Raw genomic sequence first — 21,897 nt, forward strand, 5'->3', positions numbered from 1 at the left:
GGACTATGGCTAAGGACGGGCGTACAGAAAGGGCCACCCCCCAAAGGAGGAAAGAGGCCAGGGAAAAGGGGAATATTGCGAAAAGCAAAGAATTGGAGATGTTTTTTTCTCTGTTTTCCTTCTCTTTGTTCTTGCTGGCTTTTGGGGGTTGGTTTGTCGAGGAAATTAAACAGTTTATGGAATATGCTTTTGAATTGATGATACTTGAAATGGACCCCCTTGGATATCTTAAAATTCTCGGGATCGAAGTCCTTAAAATTATCATTCCCATCTGTTTATTAGGTTTAGGATTTATGGTTGTCAATTATGTCATCCAAGTTCGTTTTTTATGGGCGTGGAAGAAGGTTGTTCCTGATTTAAAAAACCTGAACCCCAAGAAGTATTTTCAAAATATGTTCAGCCGAAAGTCGCTTGTGAATATTGCTAAATCGTTTTTGATTTTACTGGTTTTGGGGTATGTGGTTTATTTCGTTTTTAGAGGTGAAGTAAGTTCTATCACTAATTCCATGGTCATTCCTTGGGAACAATCCATCGTGGTGCTGTGGGGGGTTTTTCAAAGCATTCTGATTAAAGTTTTATGTGCGCTTTTAGTCATTGGGATTATTGATTACGTGTATCAGCGCTGGGAACACGAAGAAGATTTGAAAATGAAATTGCAAGATGTAAAACGAGACAATAAAGAGCAAAATGGAAATCCTCAAGTCAAACAGAAGCAGCGAGATGAAATGGTTCAGGTTTTGAAAACAGAAGTGGTCAAAAAAATACCCGACAGTACATTTATTGCCACAAACCCCACCCACTACGCAGTGGCCGTTCGATATAAACCAAATGAAGGAAATCCAAGGGTGTTGGTGAAAGGGATTGATCATTTGGCTATTTTTATGAAAGAGATTGCTAAAACGCATGAGATACCTGTTGTTGAAAACCCGATCCTTGCAAGGGAGTTATACAACAGGGTTGTAGAAGAAGAAGAAATTCCTGAAGATCTCTGGGAAGCCATTGCAGAGATTATTCAAAGTTTAATGATATCGAAAAGGATTGATTTAAACGAATAAAGAGGTGATGATGTGAAACCGTTTCTTTCTCAATTGACTGGTAATGCAAAAGCCCCCTTATCTTTAATGATTATGATTTCCTTCCTCGTAGCGATTATCGTTCCCCTTCCTCCTGCCATTATTAACTTAGCCGTTGTTTTTTCCCTTGCATTAGCCGTCACGGTGTTCATGACTGGAACCACCATTCAAGAGTGGCACGAATTAAAATCGTTTCCCACCATTCTTTTATTGGCTGCTATATTCAGAATCGCTCTTAATGTATCTACCACAAGAAAAATATTAACAGACGGTGAACCAGGTGCTGTTATAGAAGCGGCTGGCGGACTTATTGTCGGTTCTAGCATATGGGTAGGTTTTGTGGTTTTCATTGTTTTAATTGTGGTGCAATTCATTGTAGCAAATGGTGCCTCAAGGGCTTCTGAAGTCAATGCGCGATTTACGCTTGATGGATTGCCTTTTAAACAATTGTCTATTGATAATGATGTGAACAATGGAGCCATTACCACAGAAGAAGCGAAGGAAAGAAGACAAAAGCTGGATATGGAAGTGGATTTTTATGGGAATATGGATGGTGCAGCTAAGTTTATTAAAGGAGATGTTATTGCTGGAATTGTCTTGTTTCTTGTGAATATCATCTTCGGCTTTATTGTTGGAGTTGCGGTAGAGGGAATGCCCGTTGCTGATGCAGCTTATCGATATACGCTATTAACGATTGGAGACGGGATATTAAATCAATTGGCTTCGCTCGTTTTGGCCGTAGCTTCTGCTATTGTCATGACAAGAGTGTATAGCGGGGAAAAAGAAAATGTAACAGAAAGTATCTTTAAGGAATTAACCCGAACGCCTCTTGTGATGTATGTCGTAGGTGGGATGCTTCTTTTCCTTGGCGTCTTTACAAGTATGCCGATCCTTCCGTTCTTTATATTCGGTATTATATTTATTTATATAGGCTATGCGCGGAGTAAAAAAATGAAGCAAGAACAGGAAAAGGAACAGAAGTTAAACCTTGAAGAGCAGGAAGAAATGCAAAAGCAAGAAGAGAATCGGATTGAAGTGGAAACAGGTGTCGAACCGATTCGACTAGAATTCGGCGTTTCTCTTGTGCCGATCGTAGGAGCAAGTATAGGGGATAAGGTTATCCGAATGAGGGCCAGTATAGCCAAAGAATTAGGTGTTAAGATTCCGAAAGTACATATTATTGATAATGTATCGATCCCTATGACTCATTACCGAATACGCATTAAGGAAACCGTGGTTGCAGAAGGGGAGTTTAAGAAAGATCGTTTGTTGGCCATAGAACTACCATATGTCATTGAAAAAATCAGCGGTGAACCTACAAAAGACCCTATTTTCGGCGAAGACGCGCTTTGGATTCAAGAACATCAGGCGGATCAGGCTAAGGACAATGGGTATATGGTTTATGATGCGACTCAAATTATGACGCACCATTTAAAAGAGGTTATTCAAGCGCATTTGAGCGAACTGATGACAAGACAAGAAATACAGGATTTAGTTGAACAGGTTACGTCCAAACACCCTGTTTTAAAGAAAGAAATAGAAAAGAATGAGATCAAGTTGTCCGTGGTGCAGGGGGTTGTGAAAAATATGCTTCGGGAAACCATTTCGATACGTGATCTCCCGCTTATTTTAGAAAGTATTATAGATGCCTATGATCAGTCGAGTGCTATCACAAAAGACCCTAACAGCTTTCATTTGGTTGATGAAATTAGCATTTACGTTCGTCAAAAAATGGCGAGCTACCTCTGTGAAAAGGCCAAAGGAGAAGATGAACATCTTAACATCATTTTATTAGATCCAAGCCTGGAACAGACCATGCAGATGTTCACCAACCATGAAGGGTATCAATTCAAGCTGGGGTTACAGGAGGAAAAAAATCTGATTGAAGCGGTTATTGATCAAGTGCAGAGGGTTCAGCGAGCCAGCTTTAATCCTGTGCTTCTTGTGAGTGATTCAAGAGCACGGTTTGCTTTATCCAGAATGCTTCAACGTTACAAATTTCAAATACACGCATTGTCCAGTGAAGAGCTGGCATTGGCTCCTAGTTATGAGGTGAAACGAAGAGGAATGGTCCAAGCCAAAGCGGATTAAAGAAAAAGGAAGGGCGGGGTGGAAATGATAAAGGAATACAGAGGGAGAAAGTTTAATGTTTTAATGGAAGACATCAAGAAGGATTTCGGAGACAACTTCACTTTAATTGAAGAAAAAGAAGTTCGAAAGAAACCGTGGATATGGATGAAAGAACATCAGGTGAAGGTAAAAATTATAGAAGAACCGTTTGAAAAGGCCTCAAAAAAGCAAAAGTTGCTCGACTTGTTAAACCAACAAGATTATCAGTCTAGGGATGGGAAAGAAGATTATGTTCAGGTTAAAAATATTGAGCAGACCATGAACAATATGCTTGAAACGATGAAAACGATCCAAGTTGGACAACAAAAAACAGCCTCTTACCTGGGTGAAGAACACGAAAGAGTGTTGAAAGAATACTATGAAAAACTTATACATAGCGACGTTAACGAAACATTGGCCAAAAAGATCATTTCAGAGAGTCGAATGCGGCTCTCTGAAAGTCAGATGTCATCTCATCAGGATGTGGAAAAAGAGGTCCTGAAGTCCATCGCCAGCAAAGTGAAGGTAACAGATGAGGGAGATTTGCTGCGCTCGAACATCATTGCTTTAATTGGTCCGACGGGGGTCGGGAAAACCACAACGATCGCAAAGTTGGCAGGGTATTTTCAAACAAAAGAAGAGAAGGTTGGTCTCATTACAACGGATGTATATCGGATCGCTGCCGTTGATCAGTTAAGAATTTATGCTGAGATATTGGAAGCACCTTTCCGTTCCGTTCGGGAGCCTGAAGAATTGAAAGAAGTGACACTGAAAATGATCGAAGAATATAATTTGGATCGTGTTTTAATTGATACGGTGGGCAGGAGCCCCATGGACACCCAATCAATATATGATTTGCAGGAATATTTAGATGCAACCGACCCTGATCACATCGGTCTTGTGTTGTCCTCTACGCAAAAAAATCGAGATATAGAAAAAATATTAAACAACTTCCAACACATCCCTCTCTCTAGTCTGTTTTTCACGAAGCTTGATGAAACGCTTCAACATGGGTCAATGCTCAATGCCGTTCACGGGAACGATATTCCAATTTCCTATGTAACGAATGGTCAAAATGTTCCAAATGACATTTTCAAAGCGTCGCAGGACGGGGTAGCGAGAAAAATTTTGAATGGGGTGGATGATTTTGGATCAAGCATCGTCTCTACGAACATTAATGAGTAAGACTAAGTCATCGAGCGCCAGAGCGATCGGTGTATTGGCAGCTTCTGACGAAGCATATGGGTTGTTGTGTTTAACTTCCATTGCGTATTTATATGGCAGGGAAAGTGGGAGTAAAGTGTTTGTTTGGGGAGAAGAAGAAGGTGTGGGTGAACACTTATTGAAAGATATTGCTGATGGGACCTTCGTAAAAAATAGTGCGGAAGACAATCATCAACCCTATGACCATCTCGCGTCTGATATAAGTGGTATGGCTCAATACCGAAAGAAGGGAGAAGCGGTTAATTCTATCGCTTCTTTTGTAAATCATATTGAACAAACATACTCCCATTTATTTTATTTTGCAGGCAGGGGTTTAAATTCTAAAACCATAAACTTCGCGAAAGTGGCGGACGACTTAATCGTGGTTATAAAACCAACCAGGCAATCCATTAATGATGTGCTAAATATGCTACATGTATTTAATAATTTAAAAATAGACGTTGCTGTTACTGTTTTTATTGATACCTCCAATCAATCTGTTTACGAGGAAGTGTTTTCTAAATTACAGGATAAGGTGTTAAAAGAATACAACTACTCCATAAATTCAATTGGATTTGGCAAATTGGAACAAGGTGATTTAAATCTAGTTCCTTCTGAGAAAAATCCGCTTAGTGCCCGAAAAAAAATACGCGAACCATTCTCAATGAAAGTGAAGAGGTTGTTGGATTGAAAGGGTAGCAGAAGGGGGGGAGTTGGGTGTCGATTAAAAAAACCAACACAGAAGAATTGGATGCTTTGTGGAGCAATTACCTTAAGACTAGAACCGTCAAACTTAGAAACGTTTTAATCGAACACTACATGGATTTTGTGAATTATTTGGTAGGGAGAGTTATGGTGATTCCGCAAGGGATGGACCGAGAAGATGTTAAACAATGCGGGTTGTGGGGGCTTATAAAAGCAATTGAAATCTTTGATCCGACGAGTGGTCATAAATTCGAAAGTTATGCCTACAAACGCATTATGGGAGAAATTATGGACCAGTTTCGTTATAACGCTAAGCTTAACGGAAACTCGAGAAGTTCATTGGCTAAACGAAAAAAAATCGATCGAGTCACGCACGAGCTAGAACAATTGCTAGGCAGGCACCCCACGAATCAAGAATTGGCTGAGGCTCTGGGGTTAGGTGTTCAAGAATATGAAAAATGGCAGGCAACGATCGCTATGACGGTTCCGTTGTCCCTTGATAAGATGGTTGGGATGGAGGAGAATCTGCCTGCTATGGAGGTGATTACCGATCGAGAGACTGCTACACCAGAAGAACTTTTGAAACAAAGTGAACGAAACAACCTGTTAGCGAAAGCAATCGACGAGCTTCCAGAAAAAGAAAGGTTAATCATTTCTCTTTACTATTATGAAGAGTTGACTCTAAAAGAAATAGGCAGAATATTAGATTTAACCGAGGGACGGATATCGCAAATTCACACGACAACCATGTTTAAGCTCCGCCATCAACTGTTGGAAAGCAACAGGGGATAAGTGGTTTGTTTATATCAAAAGTCATCCGATCGTCCATTTTGAAGGAGGGATACGATGAGCGGTTTATATACGGGTGCAATGGGGATGATTTCCCATATGCAGAAATTGAATGTTCACAGTAATAATATCGCCAATGCCGAGACAAATGGGTTCAAAGCACAGCAATCTACTTTTAAGGTTTTTCAGGAAACGGATGTGATGCGTATTGACAGTCAAGGTGTAAAGAATATCGGGGGTTATCAAAATCAGGTCTATATGGATGATATTCATACGAACTACGATACGGGGAATATTTTGTTATCGGAAGCCATATGGGATGTTGCGTTACTGGACAAAAGTGGAGGGACTTACATATCGTTTTTTCAGATGAAAAGAGGGGATGACGTTTATCTTTCGCGGAATGGCCATTTTGTCAGAGATGAACAAGGGAATTTGACAAATGGTGGCGGGAGTCTTCTTCTTGGGGAAGATGGAGTTCCCATTAAGGTTTCTACGGGTTTAAATTTTAGTGTTTCCGCGGATGGAACCATCGTGGATGTAGCAAGCAATGAGCGTGTAGGGAAGATATCTGTCGTGAGTGTAGACAAAGAGCACAGTGGATTGCTTCAGCGGGGGACTAACGGGGAGTATTCCGTTCTAACGTACGAGAAGATATTGAATCAGTTTCAATCCCTCGAAGAAGTGAAAAGGTCTCTCCCAGAGAATCCGACGTTACAAAGGATCTTCGGATCTATTGAGATGGTGGAAAGCATTCAAGAAAACCAAGAGGTTGCCATCATTCAACCGTTTACAGGAGAGCTGAAACAAGGGTTTATAGAGACCAGTAATGTGAATGTTTCTTCTGAAATGGTTGCGTTATTACAGACCCAAAAACAAGTGAATGCGAGCTCAAAAACGCTCACCATAGCGCAGGAGATTTTGGAGATGGAAGCAAATAAATTAGGGAATTGATCGGTATCGACAGAAAAAAACGAGGGGGGGCTGTTACCCTCGTTTTTCCGTTTGGGTGAGAATTCCATTAACATCTATAATCAAGCTAATATCTCCTGTTCCAAGGAGGTTACAGCCGCTTATCCCAGGGATGTGACCAAACGTTTCGCCGATATGTTTGACTACGATGTCTTCATAATGCATAAATTCATCTACTTTTACAGCTACTGATCGATTCCCTGATCTTACTATAACGAGTTTCATCTTCTTTTCATCAATGGGATCGGGCGGGAGGTTAAAAAAGTTTCGCAGTCTAACGATCGGCATCTCCCGTTCTTTTTGCACAACGACTTCTTTGTTTGCCACGTATTTAATTTCCTCAGAATGAATTTCTATATTCAAATCAATTTGAGAGGACGGAATCGCATAAATTTCGTTGTCTAGCCGAACGAGAAGTGCTTTGACGATAGCGAGTGTTAAAGGAAGGACAATGACGATTTTTGTCCCCTCTCCTTTTTTGGTGTTAATTTCTAAGTGGCCATTCATTTCCTCTATTGCTGTACGCACAGCATCCATTCCAACACCTCTTCCAGAAATGCCCGTTACATTTTTAGCAGTGGAAACGCCCTGATGGAAGATGAGTTCAGTTTGTTCTTTTGCAGACATTTTAGAAGCTTCATCTGCTGTGATTACACCGTTCTTTATGGCCTTTTGGGTGACAGCTTCTAAGTCGATCCCTCCTCCGTCATCTTTAACTGTAATCATGACCCGATTTTGTTCGTGGCGGGCCGATAACGTTATGTTACCTGTTTCGCTTTTACCGTTTGCCAGTCGAGTCTCCCTGTCTTCTATGCCATGGCTAACCGAATTTCGAATAAGATGGGTTAAGGGATTGCCCAGTTCGTCTAACAAGGATTTATCAATTTCTGTTTCGCCTCCGTCATAAGTAAATGCAATTTTTTTGTTCAATTCGTTAGCCGTTCTTCTTACATCGGAAGGGAATCGTCCAAATAGGTGGTCTAACTTTGTCATTCTTATGCTCATTACACTATCTTTTAAATACTCGACTGTTTGAGAAATTTCATGTGCGGCATCGCGGATGAGTTTAGAGGTTGTGTCATCAGAATCAGATACGCTGTTCAATAATTTGTTTTTTAATATCACGATATTTGAGACATGTTTTAGAACATCATCGATTCTAGAAACAGCAACTTTGATTGTTGAATTTGTTGAAACACTTGGCTCCTCTTTGATCTCCGTTTGAGTATCAGCGCCTTTTTCATTAGGCTTATGTTCCACGCGAAGGACATTGTCCCTTGAAGAAATGAAAGCTACCATGTCATCTACGTTTTCAACCTCACCTATTGAGACAATGGCATGCGCGAAATTTTCTCCATTTATAATTTCCTCGTAAGTTGGTTTCATGCTTATTACGTTGTATTGATCCTCAAGTTCCCTGTATAGGAGCGATAAGTAAGCATGTTTAAAGTCGGATTCTTCCATTGTAATAAGGAAGGATTCGAGCGGAGTAGGATCTTTCGAGGGTGAGGAAGCGGGAGTTTTAGCTAGTTGTGAGTTAGAAAGTTTTTGTAAAAGAGGATCCGTTGAAACCAAATCATCATGGTCGCCTCTTATGAGTTTTGCCAGTTGGCCTAGCGTGTATTCGCATTCAAAAAATAGGTCAATGTGATATTTATGCAATGAGATCTTTTCATCTCGGGCATCAGATATCAGGTTCTCTAAGTTATGAGTCAAATCACTCATATCATGTAAAGTGGGGAGAGAAGGATCCTCTGGTGATTGGTCGATGATCATATTGTATGTGGTGGAGGAGGATCCTTTCATAGTGTGGACACAGCGAAACAAACTTTGGATGTGTTCTACATTGGTTGGATCCTGTTCTAATTGAAGCAGAATGTCCGAGAAGTCATGGAGATTCTCAAAGATTTCTTCTAGGAAAATTTGAACAATCATATCCTTGTCCATTTAAACACCTCCTTTTATTCAGCTCGTTGTGGGAGCAGTTTTTCTAAGTTAAGAATGATGATAAGTTCATCTTCGTTTTTCGATATGGAGTTTCCGTTATCATCACCCTGGTCTCTGGATGGCCGATAGATGCCATGGATGTATTCGGTGGACGTCCCTGAAATTGTGTCCGAAATGGTGCTTAATTCTACGTCATCTGGGATATCGCGCACCTCTTCCACACTGTCTACGACAAAACCGATAGCGGTTCCCTTCTTGGGTTCTCGACACACAATAATATAGGGGATGTCTTTATCTTGATTAGACGAGATGTTGAATTTGATTCTAAGGTCAAAAAGTTCCACCGTATCTTCTTCTACGGTGATCACCCCTTTGAATTCTGGCGGAGTGTTCGGGATAGGTCTTACTTTTTTATCGCTTTCGATGCGAAGAACGTCTTTAGCGTGGATTGCGTACACTTCTTTATTCAATCTAAAAATAACGTGCTTACCCATGTGGCATCACCTCGCCTATACCCTAAAGGGGAGCGTTTTTATTGTCAACAAAACAATAGTACATTTTAGGCAGACAAGCGAAAAGCTTTGGCCGAGAGGTTCACGGTGTTCGTGTAAACCCGATGAATGTGAGATAGGGAGAGGCTTTGGTTGAGGTTTATCATATGAATACTCCCCCACTAAATGCTATGCATTTTGAAAGGGTTTCAGATGTATCGTCCTAACGGACGCTTAACACCCGTGGGGTTGACACAAACAACCCCTCTATTCCGTCCAGCCCTTTAAAGGCATCTGGAACTACTTTTCTTAAGATATTACAGGCTCCATTTACATCGGCATTCAACAGAATGCCGTTTTTCGTACGGTACAACCCTCGCTTGACTCGTTTCCCGCCAAACACATGAGTTTCTCCTTCTTTATACAGAGGGAGGTCATCCCCGTCCAGGAAGCTCGCTTTGGACGTATAACTTTCCTCTGTACATTTAACGGTAATTCCCAGGCGTTCCGCCTTGTAACGGATCATGTTAATGAGCAGGGCATGGGGAATGTGACAAAACGCTTGGTTGTTTCTTTTGCCTGTTTTGACGCTTTGCTTCCATCCAAGGTTTTTCCCGATGACGATCGTGTTTACGTTTTCCTCTAAGGCGATCCTGATGATTCCATGGCTCACCTTATGAAACTGATCCTTCAGTTTTAAAAAACGCTTACGGTGGAGTCGTTCTAAACGCGCGGATGAAAACGCGCCACTTTTCTCGTTTTGTCCATGCCGAAGAATCCCCACGTAGTGAGCACGTTTTTTATTGTAGAAGTGATTATCACTTTTTACGCGCTTGCCCTTATACAAAACAGGGGTCATCCCTGTGTTTGTAATGATGGTTGCAAGGTTGTTTACGCCTAAATCAATCCCCATATACCGTCCATTGTCCTCTAAAAGATCTTTTTCCTCTCCCTGAAATACAACCTCAATGACGTAGTGATTGTATTTCAGGATGATGCGAACTTGTTTCAGCTTCTTCCCGCTATTACCGAGTTTCCCGATGTTGAGCTTGGTTTTGGTTTTTGGGAATTTCAGATATTTATCCTGTTTGATTGTACAATCCTGATTGGTTAGGAGGAGTTCTTTTTGACTGGCTTTGGAGTAGCCTGGGATATTGGGCCTGCCTTTATATTTATGAGGATGTTTTTTATAGTCCCGAAGGGACTTAAAGAAACTTTTCCAGTCCTCGAAGGCACTCTTCATGATCCACTGACTGGATTGGGTGGGAAGGGAACGATAATCAGCCTGACCTGTACGCTTAAACAGGGCATCTAAAAAGCCGTACGAAAGAAACGGTTTTTCTTTTGACGGCAGCTGGAACAGATTCGCTTTAATCTCTTTGCGTTCCTCTTTTGGTTTCTTATTCTCTTTTTCTAGCTTTCGTTTGTACGCAAGGAGCTGATTCTCATTCATCCCATCAAGGTTCGTTTTGATCTCGTTTAAAACCTCCTCTTGAAGAGGCTGTAACGGTTTTTCGCTTTTAAAAGCCGTGAATACCTGCCGTATATAAAAATTGGTTGTATTGTACATGTTTTTCGCGTTTTGGCAGGAAGACTGGCAATAGCCGTACAATTCATGGCCTTTCTTAATCCAAATCTGTTGAGTTTCGTAAATCATATTTTCACCTCCCTATACATCTAGTATATGTTCAAATGAAGCAAAATATTAAGACTGGGAATAAAAAAGACCCATTCACCCCCACTAAATCAAAGATTTTGAAGGGGTACTCTGGGTTATGTTTGATAGTCTTTCGTGCCTTTTTATGCTATATCTTAAGTACGTTAAGGGGGGAATGACATGGAAGAGACATTTAATATTGAAGAAATAAAACGAGCTCTGACTGAATTGGAGCCTGAAATTGAAGTGAATCCTGAAATAGAAGAGATAAAAAAAAGATTGGGTGAAATTCCAAGTCAGGTCTATTATTTATCTCAACGCGGTTTAGAGGTTGAAAAGAAGATCAGTGATCTTAAACATACCATTAAGCGTAAAAAAATAGAGCGAGAAACCGCTATGAGTAATACCCGTATGGAACTTTTGAAAAAATATAATCAAAAAAACAAACTATATCTTGAACAACTGGAAGAATTAAAAGGAGAGCTGAGCTCGGGGAAAAAGAAATTATCTCAACCTTTCATCAATGATTTCATTAAGGCGAATCGCCCTGAAAAACCAACCCAGAGTGTATTAGATGACTTTGCATTTGTTCGAACTCAATCTAAGGCCACCGAAATTTTAGATCTTGAAAAACAGATTTCCAACTATGAACATCTTCTGAGTTCACTCCGCATACTAACGGAGAAATACGAGACAACAAAATACGCAGTTAATAAGCATGCTGATTTGTACATAGCTGAACATCGTAACGGAATGAAAGGGCAGAGTATGTAAGTGGAAAGAGATTATAAGAATCGGAAAATGCAATTCTTATAATCTCTTATTTCGTAGGATTCCACCTTTTTGAACATCTTCTAAGATAAGGGGAAAAATGTGCTAAAATAAGGAAAAAAGAAAGGGGCCATCACGATGACCTCATCATTTGTGCATTTAAATGTAAAAACCGCCTTTAATTTTAATAGTACGGTTCGGATTCCTCAATTGATGAAGAGCGTCAAGCAAATGGGTATGAAGGCTGTTGCAATGACGGATGAAACGACGATGTATGGGATGTATGATTTTTATGTAGAAGCCACGAAAAACGGCATCAAACCTATTATTGGCTCTGTTTTCCGTTTCCAGGATGAGTGGGAGTTCGATGTTGTTCAGCTCGCCAAAAATGACTCAGGATACAAAACCATTATTCGAAGAAGTACGGACGCTCAATCTCAAGGTGTGTTACAAGAAAAAGATTTTTGGCAGAGTGAAGATGTTGTGACGATTGTGCTGATGGATTCATTTTTTGAAAAAGGGCAAAAGAAAGAAGCCCAACAGGCAATCATCCATTTGAGCAGAGATAAAAGCCCTCATTTGTATTTTGGTATCAGTGATCATGGTCACGCTTATCAAAAAGAAATGAACACATTTTTAGCCGATATGAAAAACGAACTCGGCATTAGACTCGTTGCGCATAATGATGTTCATTATGTAGAAAAAGAAGAAAAGGAAGCCCAACGCATTCTTGCTGCCATAAAGACAAAACAAAATGCGGACCTTTTAAACGGTTCTCACCTCAAAACACCCGAAGAAATGTCCGAGCAATTCGCACGTATTCCAGAGGCTATTGAAAATGCTGGCATCATTGCAGATATGTGTGAGGTAAATTTGGTGGACGGAACAGAACATTTCGGGAGCAAATTGCCTGCTTTCCCTATTCCTTCAGACTACCAAACACACTCAAACCTAAAGAAGATGTTTACACCTGTTGATGGGTATTCGTTGCCCCATGATAAGGAGGAAGTTAGGCGCATCAGCTATATGTGCGAAACCGCTTGGAAAAATATGTACAGAATCTACGGCAGCAACAACAAGGAAGCCATTGATCGATTGCGTTACGAAATTGGTGTCATGATTTATAAAAAATCCACAGATTATGCGTTAATCGTTGCGGACTTTATGAACTATATCAAGCAACACAACATCCCATCCGCGAAAGGAAGAGGCTCGTCTCCTTCTTCCCTTCTGCTCAGGTGCCTTGGCGTCAACGATTTAGATCCACTTCACTATGGTCTTTTATTTGAAAGATTTCAAAATTTAGAACGAAAAGATGATCCAGACATTGATTTGGACGTTAGCCAACAGAGGCGTTTCGAAGTATTTCAGTATGCCATTGATCGATATGGGAAAGACCATGTTGCCAAAATATGCACATTTAATAATTTCGGGGTTATTCAAACGGTTCGAGATGCGGGAGAGGTCCTCGGGATAGAGGCGAATGTTTTAAAAGAACTCTCAAAAACCGTCAAGCAGTTAGGGATCAAACGAATCGAAGACGTTAAGCACGCTCATGTGTGGCCCCGTTTGTTAGAAAAGGACGAGCGACTGAGCGATTTAGTTAAAGTGGGGTGCATCATACAAACGCTTCCCAAAAACCGCTCGACTCACGCGGCAGGCTTGATTATTTCCAAACAGCGTTTAACTGAGCAGTTGCCCCTTTATCCTATTAAGGAGGACAATATTGAGCAGGGGATGTACGGGATTCAAATGGCCAATAACCGAAGTCAAATTGAAAATTTAGGCTATCCTAAAATTGATTTTCTTGCTCTGGTTGTGTTGGATATAATCGAAGGAACAAAGGCAGAAGAAGGTGTAAAGGAAATACCGCTAGATGATCCATCGACCTTTCAATTATATAAAGAAGGACATACCGTTGGCGTTTTCCAAATGGATTCAAAACCTATGCAGGAAATCTCTCGAGATTTAGCTCCGTCAACAGTCGAAGAGTTGTTTCCTCTTATAGCGTTGTATCGCCCTGGTAGTGCAGAACAAATCCCTCTTTATATAAAAAATAAGCAAAACAATAATCGAACGATGGAAGGACTTGAAAGAGAACAAGAGATTTATCCGATCCTCGCTCCAACATACGGAACGATTGTATACCAGGAACAGATCATGAAAATCGTGCAAGTCTGGGCGGGCTATGCGCTTGGAGAAGCAGATGTGTTAAGAAGAATCATATCTAAGAAAAACCAAAGAGAGATGAATCTTCAGGAGAAGGCCTTTGTATCCCGATCAGTAAAAAATGGCAGGCCTGAAGATGTTTCCCGAAAAATTTTCGAATTGATTAAAAAATTTGGTAATTATGGGTACAACATGCCACACGCGACCGCTTATGGGTTATTGGGGTATGAATGTGCTTATTTAAAGACCCATTATCCAGCCAGCTACATGGCACATCTCATTTCTCTTCATTCAGAGGAAGTGGATAAGGCTTCTCTCTATATATATGAAGCCAAACGAATGGGTCTTGATGTAGCAAGGCCAAATATTAATCGCTCGACTGTGATGTTCGAAAAGATGAGTTCTTCTTCGCTATCATTTGGTCTTGCTTTTGTAAAAAATGTTGGCGAGAAAGCAGCATCCCAGGTTGTATCCGAACGCGAAAATAACGGGCCCTATTCCTCACTTCAAGATTTCGTGCACCGAATGAAACACAGTTCTCTTACCAAAGGAGTTAATGACGGTGCGATTAAGGCTCTCATTAAAGTAGGGGCTTTTGATTGCTTCGGATCCCGAAAAAATCAACTGGACCAATACAAAAATATCAATCAGGGTAATGTGGTCTTTGAACAACAGTATGTATTCTCTGATATCCCAGGTTTCTTGGACCAGGAGTATATGGATGATGAGGATTTCTCGGTTGAAGAAAAGATAAACATGGAAACGGCGTTGACGGGTGTCGCTTTGTCCGCCCCGTCCATGGAATCACACCGTTTGTATTTAGAATCTAACAAGCCAGGAAATGATTGGGATTATGGATACCTGTTATCCCTTGAAGAAACCGTCGATAAACGGAAGAACAAGATGGCACATCTGAAAGTATTGGTAGGGAATCAACCGAAAAAGTTTGTTATTTTTTCTTCTAGTTGGGGACGCCATCAACACTTGAAAGGAAATAACGGGATGGTGTACTTCAAAAAAAGCAACCATGGAAATAACGTAATCTCAGACATTCATTTAGCCAACGAGCCTTCCAAAGTTTGGGTGAACTTGCCTGCCTATGTTTCTGAGATGGGGGTGGATGAAAAAAAACAGTGGACCAAAAGACTGATTTCTTTAATTAAGCAGCATAATGGACATGAAATACTCGTATTTTCGTTTCCAGAAGGTCGGGTTGAATACGAAGTTACCGTAAATACAGTGTTTCTCGATAAATTAAATCAACTAATAAAAGATAAGACATGTGTTCGCGTACGAAAAGTTCAATACCATTAAGGTGTTGAACTTTTTTTAGAGGATTTACATAAAAGCTCCAAAAAGACATTGTAGAGGTTTCTCATGGTGAAACCCGATGGCGACAGACGTTATTGAACCTATAAAACTATTATTAAGCGAGGTTTTGAACATGGAAACGAACAAGGAAGAAACGATATCGAAGTGGAAGCGATTAAAAGATAGCAACACCATTAAAGTGTTTATAGCTATCGTACTCGTGTGTTTATTTATCTATTTTTTTGTATATCAGACTCTTTCATTTATCCAGCTCCGATATCAAAATTCTCAGTTAAATGAAGAATTGGTCGAACTCAGAAACACGAATGAAATATTGAAGCAAGATATAGAAAAAATTCAAACAAATCAATACATAGAAGAAACAGCAAGAGAGCGATTGGGGATGGTCAAAACAAACGAAACCCCCATACAGGTCATCGAAGAGAAACCTTATAAGATGGAAGAAGAGGCTCTCGCGCCTGAGCGAAAAATGAATATATATATGGATGAATGGTATAAAGGGTTAATAGCATGGTTTAAGGAGGAGAAAGGATGAAAAAAATTGGGATCGGGAAGAAGATTGATGATTTAGGCAGGGTTTTAATCCCTGCTGAAATTCGCGAAAGCCTGGGGATAGAAAAGCAGGACAGTCTCATCATTTCAGTGAGAGATGGTTCCATTATCCTTACAAAACAATGGGATTCATGCATCATATGTGATAGTCAAAAAGGGTTATTAAAAATCAAAACCAAGTATGTTTGCAGCAGTTGCGCTCGTAAGGTTAATGAAATATAAAGACAAAAGCACTTACTGAAGGGTCTCTCAAATGACGTCAGCAAGTGCTTTTTTTGAAGCTGGGCGAATGAACTCTAAAAGAAGCTCATTGTTTCCGTTTAATTTATAGAGGCAATCGGCCGTATTCGAGATTGTTTCTGGCGGGCGAAAACAAAGGGCTCGGTGAGTCCCAAGGGAACATTTCATAAATTCTTCGTTTTTTCCAAAGCGCTCAACCCCGTTCAGCTTAACCTCGGAGGTTAAGAAAAGAGGAGCAGGGTTGTTCATGCCAAATGGCTCTAATAATACCAGATCATCTAACAGGTCAGAACAAAGTTCTTGAACAGGAAGGACATGATGATACTCAACTACGCCTTCCATGATATGCTTTGGTATCTGATAAGATTGGACGACTTCTCGGAATGCATTTACATGTTCTGGCGAGACAGACAAACCAGCAGCTGCTGGGTGTCCTCCGTATTTCGTAAGCCAGTCTTTTCCGCTCTCTATGATCTCTATTATGGACACATCTGAATTTGGAATGGATCTGCATGAGGCCTTTCCGTTTCGATCCATAATTATAGCTGGCTTTGAATATTTCTCTGCGATTCGGGAGGCGATAATCCCGATAATTCCATCATGGAAATCCCCTTGCACAAGTAACACGTCGTAATGGAGAAGTTGTTGTTCATCGATTATGCGAATAGCGAGCTCTGTTTGTTCCTTTGTCATCTCTTTTCTGATTTTGTTGAGCTGAAGCAAATGGTCGATGGCTTCTAATTTTAATTCACTAGACGTGATAAGGCTTACACATTCATTTGGATCACTGATTCGGCCCGATGAATTCAGTATTGGTGCAATATTGAATGCTAACACGGTGCTTGTTACGTGATGAGTTTGTATCCTCTTCATCAACGCACTAAAAAACAAGGATGGCTTTTTGTTTAATCGCTCTAAACCTAATTGCACAAGCGTTCGGTTTTCGTCTAAAAGGGGAACTAAGTCGGCAACAGTCCCAACAGCTACCAATTCTATATAACGTCCCATATGATGTTTCCAGTGGAGTCCTAGTGTTTCATACATAGCCTGAACCAGCTTAAAAGCAACACCCACGCCTGAGAGATGGTCGTGTGGATAGCTGTTGTCCTTCCTTTTTGGATTAATGAAGGAATAAGCATCAGGGTTTCCTTCGAGGATTTCGTGGTGGTCCGTAACGATCACGTCTATGCCGTAATCTTTTGCACGTTTCATCGCTTCATGGGATGAACTCCCGTTGTCCACCGTGATTATAAGAGATGGGTTCCATTCTTCTTTAATCCGTTCAATCGATGCTGCACTGATGCCGTATCCTTCTTCTCTTAAAGGGATTTTATAGTAAGGGTCTGCCCCGAAATGGCGCAATGCTTTTACCATCAAGGATGTGGAAGTGATCCCGTCTACATCATAATCTCCGAAGATGAGGATAGTTTCTTTGTTTTTTATGGCTTTTAATATCCTGAAAACACTTTTTTTCATGTCTTGAAGCAAGAATGGATCGTGAAATGTGTTTGTTGAAGGATATAAGTGATGATACATGGAAGACATGGTTGTGTACCCTTCTTGTGATAGATATTGGATGACAAATGGATGGATGTTTAATTGTTTTGCGTATAAATGAATCGCCCCAGATGATAGGGGGATCTTTTTTTGTCTCCAAAGAGGCATAGAATCTTCTCCTTTTGTATCTAGTTTTGACCGATGATGCAACGTTTATACAAACAGCTTCATTGGTCAGGATGCACGAAGAGAGTGTGAAGCTTTGCTTGACAAACAAAAACACTAAAGTAAATTAGGGAAAATGGGAGGAGGGGTTAATATGAAAGTGGTGCCTTTGGATTCCATATCGCTCGGCATGAGGTTGGGACAAAATATTTACCGAAACGATGGTTTATTAGCGCTCCCAAAAGGAGCTGTTATTCATAAGAGGGAACGCGATACGCTTCGCTTCCATCAGTTGGAGTTTGTGTTGATTTTGGAAGAAAACGATCGATACGGAACTAAAGAAAATGACTTGAATACGTCTCTCAATATATTGGAATCAGCTTACAAAAAATGTTCCTTATGGGATGAAGCCTTTGGAGACAAGTTGTATGAAAACATATCCCGAAAGATATTAAAAAAGAAGAAATTGCAAAAGTATATCAATAAGCTCCGCACCATTGATTCGTATTCCTATGCCCATTGTATTAATGTAAGTATGGTTGTGGCGTCTTTACTGCACGTCCATTATCAAGTGGATGAACATTTGAGTGACCTTGTTCTCCTGGCTTTGCTTCATGATATCGGACGGATCAAGCTTGATAATATTTTTAATAAGGACGGGAAACTGAATGGTGATGAGTTTGAACAATTGAAAAAACATCCCATTCTTTCTTACAACATGTTAAAAGGACTGGGGTTTTCGAAGCATGAGTTGAAATTTGTTGTCGAAACCCATGAAAATTGGGACGGCTCAGGGTACCCAGCCAAATTGGAGAAAGAGGAAATATCCGAGCTGGCTCAGTTGATATTCATTGCTGATGTTTATAACGCCCTGTCCAGTTATCGACCGTACCGCGGGATATACGCCCCTTATGATATTGTGCAGATTATAGAAGGGGAAAAAAATAAAATGTTCGGAGAATCTTACATCGCCTTTTTTCTCGATCGTTTCATGCCTTATCCAGTTGGAACAAAGGTGGAATTAAATAACGGTCATCACGCCGTTGTTGTCAAAGTAAGAGAGGGGAAGAAGATGCTCCCCCTTGTGGAAACGGTGTGTGAAAAAACAGGGGAGCGAATCGAATTAATCGATTTATCTCAGCACCAAGGACTTCGTATTTTGCGGATAAACGCTTCCTATTAAAATGGTTTCGCGCGTCCTCATGGACGCGTTTTGCGAGAGGGGAGAGGAGGAAGTGTATGAATCTTTTATCATTTTATCTCGCGCTAATTTTTGTTCTTTTGGCCGTATTTGTGGGATCCGCGAAGATGTTTCACTTCTTGGATGATCTGTTTTCTGTCCACCCGTTCACTGTTGTGCTCGCGGGAGGGCTGGTTACTTTCGTAACTGGCATCATAGGGTTCATGGAAATTCAGGATGGGAAGTCGCTAGCCAGGAGCGTAATCACGGTCGGGGTTTCCTCTTTATTAGTCATTGGTATTTCGTTTGTACTCGGGGTTGGTCGTCTCTTTTCCTGATGAGTATAGTCAAAGTGATGAAGCTGAAAGAATGGAACACCTCCATACAAGATGGGTCCGTCTTGTATGTTTTTTGATGGAGGAAAAATAAAGATGAAAGGAGCATATGCTATAATGAGTAAACTTAAAAGAGAGAGGGTGATGACTCGTGGGAAAAATATTGATTTATAGTGAAAAGCCCGATATGGGTAAAGCGATTGCTTCAGCGATAGAAGCGGGAACAGGTCGGTTTAAAAAAGGGCGTTCTTATTGGGAAAATGACACCTATATTGTAACGTGGGGAATTGGTCATCTATTAACGGCTAAGATGCCAGATGAGTACCCTGAGATTGCAAAGCATCCCCGCAAAGGGTGGGATTGGGATGCCATTCCGTTTTATCCTCCTGGCGATACATTAGAATATGCTGTAAATCCAAAAACAAAGGAACAATTCAGCGCTGTCAAAACGTTGCTGAAACGAGCTGATGTGGACACCGTTATCAACGCATGTGATGCGGGGCGCGAAGGGGAATTGATCTTTTCAACAGTGTATGATTATGTTGGATGCAAAAAACCAGTCAAACGATTATGGGTCAATGATTTAAATAAAAAAGCGATTTTAAAAGCCATGAACGATCTCAGAGGACCAGAATTCTATAAGCCAAGAGCAGAAGCTGCCTACGCGAGACAATTCGCCGATTGGTCACTTGGTTTGATTTTAACAAGAGCTTACTCTATTAAAGCAAGGGAAGTATCTGAAGGGAAGGTGAGTTTGCATGTAGGCCGTGTTCAAACACCCGTTATATCAATCCTTGTTCAACGCCTTTTAGAAATTGAAAATTTCGTGCCTGAAGCTTACTTCGAACTTCAAGCCACTTTCGGAGATAAGTATAAAGGACAATGGTTCAAGGAAAAACCAAGCAACACTCGTTTTAAAAACAAAGAAGAAGCGGAATCCGTACGTTCTAAAGTGGAAGGGAAAGTTGGGGTTGTAGTTAAAAAGGACGTCACCAAAAAACCGAAACAGCATCCTCCGCTATACAGTTTGGGTCTGCTTCAAAAAGAACTGAACAGCAAACTTGGATTTTCTACTGAAAAAACAGATGCCATTGCCCAGGTTCTTTATGAAAAATACAAACTCACGACCTATCCTCGTACCAGTTCACAATACCTCACAGATGAATTCCTTCTAGAAGACTCCGTTCAGGCTGTTAACCACGGTCCTTATGCCCCATTTGCTCAAACCGTTATAGATGATGGTATAAAAACTAAAAAAAGTTTTGTAAACAACAAGGAAGTCGGTGATCACCATGCTATTGTACCGACTGAGAAAAAGGCGAATCTTGAAGCCTTTGAAGACGAAAAAGTAAAGGGTGTGCATGTAAAAGGGGAAGACATCAAGAAAGTTTATGATTTCATTGTGAAGCGGTTTCTTTGTGTATTTTATCCTGATGCGATTTATGAAAAGACGTCCATTGTAACAGATGTGGAAGGAGAAACATTTAAGACGAATGGGAATATTCTTGTGAAACCAGGTTGGAAAGAAGTGTACGGGGCAGAGGCTTCCCAGGAGGATGAAAACGGGAAGGATAAAGAAACGACACTCCCCCCAATCGAATTGCATGAAAAGAACCCCGTAACAGAAGCGAAGGTCTTGTCGAAGGAAACACAACCCCCGAAGCACTATACAGAAGGGTCGCTTGTTGAAGTCATGATTAACCCTAAAAAATTCCTTGAAGATAAGGAAATGAAAAAGGCCCTGAGTGAAGCACAGGACGGAAAAGGGGCGGGGCTTGGGACGGATGCCACACGAACCGAAACCTTGAAAAAAATTAAAATGCGCGGGTATGCGAAGGAGGTTGGGAAAAACATTGTAGCCACAAAACATGCCGTGCAGTTTATCACCGTTGCTCCTGATGAACTAAAGTCGCCGATTATAACAGCAGAATGGGAGCAAAGGCTCAGTTTTATTGAAGAAGGCAAAGGAGACAGGAAAGCATTTGAAAAGGACTTAAAAGCTTATATTCAAAGAAATATTGACTACTTAAAATCCACTACGATGACCGTTTCCTTTGAATCTCCCAGTGATGCCAAACAAACGGAGTATGCCTGTCCTAAGTGTCAATCACCGATTCAAATGGTGATCTACAAAGGAATGGAATATTACATTTGTAAGAATCATAAAAAGGAAGAGCCTTGCTTCCGACTCTATCAACGAACGCTCGGGAAAAAGCTAACTAAAAATCAGATGAAAGAAATTCTTACAAATGGGGAAACAAAGTCCGTGGTTAAGGGGTTAAAAAGCCAGGCTAAAAAAACGAACTATGATGCCAAGATAAAATTTGACATAGACCAGGTCAGAATGATTCCTGTATTCGATCAATCGAAACCAAAGGCGGCTCCTCTTCCTAAGATTTCTTGCCCGTTTTGCGGAAGAGGAGTAGAGGAGAACGCAAAAGCTTTTGGTTGCACGGCATGGAAGGAAAAGAAAAAGTGTAGTTTTACTCTATGGAAAAACGACAGCAAAAAGTTAAACGTTAAACAGGTTGAAAAAATCATACAAACAGGGCAAACGGATCTGATTGATGACATGAAGGGAAAGAAAGGGAAATATGCCGCTTATTATGTTTTAAATACCGATGCTAAAACGGTAAAAAAGGAATTTCTGAAGTAAGCCGAGCAAACGGGCTTGCTTTTTTTTCTTTAAAAAAAGCATTCGGGACGGGAT

At 40.7% G+C, this 21,897-nt stretch carries 17 protein-coding genes; 13 read left to right on the forward strand and 4 right to left on the reverse strand.

Features of this window, described 5'->3' with window-relative positions; translation table 11 throughout:
* Positions 1-5: 5 nt before the first annotated feature.
* Genes IMZ31_RS21105 through IMZ31_RS21130 form a run of 6 tightly spaced genes read left to right on the forward strand, consistent with a single transcriptional unit; the run spans position 6 to position 6,833 of the window.
* Positions 6-1,055 carry an EscU/YscU/HrcU family type III secretion system export apparatus switch protein gene (locus IMZ31_RS21105; protein ID WP_207531510.1) on the forward strand — a complete coding sequence of 350 codons (1,050 nt, stop codon included), beginning with the start codon at positions 6-8 and terminating at the stop codon, positions 1,053-1,055.
* Between the two features lie 12 nt (positions 1,056-1,067).
* Positions 1,068-3,164, forward strand: a complete 2,097-nt coding sequence (locus tag IMZ31_RS21110) for a flagellar biosynthesis protein FlhA (protein WP_207531511.1) — start codon at positions 1,068-1,070, stop codon at positions 3,162-3,164.
* Between the two features lie 24 nt (positions 3,165-3,188).
* Positions 3,189-4,367, forward strand: coding sequence for a flagellar biosynthesis GTPase FlhF (gene flhF / locus IMZ31_RS21115; protein ID WP_242705761.1), 1,179 nt, complete (start codon positions 3,189-3,191; stop codon positions 4,365-4,367).
* Positions 4,330-5,076, forward strand: coding sequence for a hypothetical protein (locus IMZ31_RS21120; protein WP_207531513.1), 747 nt, complete (start codon positions 4,330-4,332; stop codon positions 5,074-5,076). The genes flhF and IMZ31_RS21120 overlap by 38 nt, the downstream gene beginning before the upstream one ends.
* Positions 5,077-5,102: 26 nt before the next feature.
* Complete coding sequence (locus tag IMZ31_RS21125; RefSeq protein ID WP_207531514.1) at positions 5,103-5,882, forward strand: sigma-70 family RNA polymerase sigma factor; 780 nt, start codon at positions 5,103-5,105, stop codon at positions 5,880-5,882.
* 54 nt (positions 5,883-5,936) lie between these two features.
* Positions 5,937-6,833, forward strand: coding sequence for a flagellar hook-basal body protein (locus IMZ31_RS21130; RefSeq protein ID WP_207531515.1), 897 nt, complete (start codon positions 5,937-5,939; stop codon positions 6,831-6,833).
* Between the two features lie 33 nt (positions 6,834-6,866).
* Here the strand turns inward: IMZ31_RS21130 and IMZ31_RS21135 are convergent, their stop codons facing one another.
* The 3 genes from IMZ31_RS21135 to IMZ31_RS21145 all read right to left on the reverse strand — a co-directional run bounded on the left by IMZ31_RS21135 (position 6,867) and on the right by IMZ31_RS21145 (position 10,946).
* Positions 6,867-8,798 carry a chemotaxis protein CheA gene (locus tag IMZ31_RS21135; protein WP_207531516.1) on the reverse strand — a complete coding sequence of 644 codons (1,932 nt, stop codon included), beginning with the start codon at positions 8,796-8,798 and terminating at the stop codon, positions 6,867-6,869.
* Between the two features lie 14 nt (positions 8,799-8,812).
* On the reverse strand, positions 8,813-9,292 hold the full coding sequence (locus IMZ31_RS21140) for a chemotaxis protein CheW (protein ID WP_207531517.1): 480 nt from the start codon (positions 9,290-9,292) through the stop codon (positions 8,813-8,815).
* 220 nt (positions 9,293-9,512) lie between these two features.
* Positions 9,513-10,946, reverse strand: a complete 1,434-nt coding sequence (locus tag IMZ31_RS21145) for an RNA-guided endonuclease InsQ/TnpB family protein (protein ID WP_207531518.1) — start codon at positions 10,944-10,946, stop codon at positions 9,513-9,515.
* A 180-nt stretch (positions 10,947-11,126) separates the two neighbouring features.
* On the opposite strand from IMZ31_RS21145, the gene IMZ31_RS21150 reads away from it, so the two are divergent.
* The 4 genes from IMZ31_RS21150 (at position 11,127) to IMZ31_RS21165 (ending at position 15,992) form a co-directional block, all read left to right on the forward strand.
* Positions 11,127-11,720, forward strand: coding sequence for a hypothetical protein (locus IMZ31_RS21150; protein WP_207531519.1), 594 nt, complete (start codon positions 11,127-11,129; stop codon positions 11,718-11,720).
* Between the two features lie 135 nt (positions 11,721-11,855).
* Complete coding sequence (gene dnaE / locus IMZ31_RS21155) at positions 11,856-15,200, forward strand: DNA polymerase III subunit alpha (RefSeq protein ID WP_207531520.1); 3,345 nt, start codon at positions 11,856-11,858, stop codon at positions 15,198-15,200.
* Between the two features lie 130 nt (positions 15,201-15,330).
* Positions 15,331-15,753 (forward strand): FtsB family cell division protein, encoded by a 423-nt coding sequence (locus tag IMZ31_RS21160; RefSeq protein WP_207531521.1) that lies wholly within the window; start codon positions 15,331-15,333, stop codon positions 15,751-15,753.
* A complete protein-coding gene (locus IMZ31_RS21165) occupies positions 15,750-15,992 on the forward strand; it encodes an AbrB/MazE/SpoVT family DNA-binding domain-containing protein (protein WP_207531522.1) in 243 nt (80 codons plus the stop codon). Before IMZ31_RS21160 ends, IMZ31_RS21165 begins: the two co-directional genes overlap by 4 nt.
* A gap of 27 nt (positions 15,993-16,019) precedes the next feature.
* Here the strand turns inward: IMZ31_RS21165 and recJ are convergent, their stop codons facing one another.
* Positions 16,020-17,675, reverse strand: coding sequence for a single-stranded-DNA-specific exonuclease RecJ (gene recJ / locus IMZ31_RS21170; RefSeq protein ID WP_207531523.1), 1,656 nt, complete (start codon positions 17,673-17,675; stop codon positions 16,020-16,022).
* Between the two features lie 151 nt (positions 17,676-17,826).
* Here recJ and IMZ31_RS21175 point away from each other — a divergent pair, with 151 nt between their 5' ends.
* The 3 genes from IMZ31_RS21175 to IMZ31_RS21185 all read left to right on the forward strand — a co-directional run bounded on the left by IMZ31_RS21175 (position 17,827) and on the right by IMZ31_RS21185 (position 21,843).
* Positions 17,827-18,855 carry an HD-GYP domain-containing protein gene (locus tag IMZ31_RS21175; protein WP_207531524.1) on the forward strand — a complete coding sequence of 343 codons (1,029 nt, stop codon included), beginning with the start codon at positions 17,827-17,829 and terminating at the stop codon, positions 18,853-18,855.
* Positions 18,856-18,911: 56 nt separating this feature from the next.
* On the forward strand, positions 18,912-19,190 hold the full coding sequence (locus IMZ31_RS21180; protein WP_207531525.1) for a hypothetical protein: 279 nt from the start codon (positions 18,912-18,914) through the stop codon (positions 19,188-19,190).
* Positions 19,191-19,338: 148 nt separating this feature from the next.
* Complete coding sequence (locus IMZ31_RS21185) at positions 19,339-21,843, forward strand: type IA DNA topoisomerase (protein ID WP_207531526.1); 2,505 nt, start codon at positions 19,339-19,341, stop codon at positions 21,841-21,843.
* Positions 21,844-21,897 lie beyond the last annotated feature (54 nt).

It is taken from the genome of Pontibacillus sp. ALD_SL1 (genome assembly GCF_017355605.1).

Excerpts from the sequence above, each read along its gene's own strand:
- IMZ31_RS21105 (WP_207531510.1), top strand. The coding sequence starts at position 6 with ATGGCTAAGGACGGGCGTACAGAAAGGGCCACCCCCCAAAGGAGGAAA.
- flhF (WP_242705761.1), top strand. The coding sequence starts at position 3,189 with ATGATAAAGGAATACAGAGGGAGAAAGTTTAATGTTTTAATGGAAGAC.
- IMZ31_RS21130 (WP_207531515.1), top strand. The coding sequence starts at position 5,937 with ATGAGCGGTTTATATACGGGTGCAATGGGGATGATTTCCCATATGCAG.
- IMZ31_RS21135 (WP_207531516.1), bottom strand. The coding sequence starts at position 8,798 with ATGGACAAGGATATGATTGTTCAAATTTTCCTAGAAGAAATCTTTGAG.
- IMZ31_RS21140 (WP_207531517.1), bottom strand. The coding sequence starts at position 9,292 with ATGGGTAAGCACGTTATTTTTAGATTGAATAAAGAAGTGTACGCAATC.
- IMZ31_RS21145 (WP_207531518.1), bottom strand. The coding sequence starts at position 10,946 with ATGATTTACGAAACTCAACAGATTTGGATTAAGAAAGGCCATGAATTG.
- IMZ31_RS21150 (WP_207531519.1), top strand. The coding sequence starts at position 11,127 with ATGGAAGAGACATTTAATATTGAAGAAATAAAACGAGCTCTGACTGAA.
- dnaE (WP_207531520.1), top strand. The coding sequence starts at position 11,856 with ATGACCTCATCATTTGTGCATTTAAATGTAAAAACCGCCTTTAATTTT.
- IMZ31_RS21160 (WP_207531521.1), top strand. The coding sequence starts at position 15,331 with ATGGAAACGAACAAGGAAGAAACGATATCGAAGTGGAAGCGATTAAAA.
- IMZ31_RS21165 (WP_207531522.1), top strand. The coding sequence starts at position 15,750 with ATGAAAAAAATTGGGATCGGGAAGAAGATTGATGATTTAGGCAGGGTT.
- recJ (WP_207531523.1), bottom strand. The coding sequence starts at position 17,675 with ATGCCTCTTTGGAGACAAAAAAAGATCCCCCTATCATCTGGGGCGATT.
- IMZ31_RS21175 (WP_207531524.1), top strand. The coding sequence starts at position 17,827 with ATGAAAGTGGTGCCTTTGGATTCCATATCGCTCGGCATGAGGTTGGGA.
- IMZ31_RS21180 (WP_207531525.1), top strand. The coding sequence starts at position 18,912 with ATGAATCTTTTATCATTTTATCTCGCGCTAATTTTTGTTCTTTTGGCC.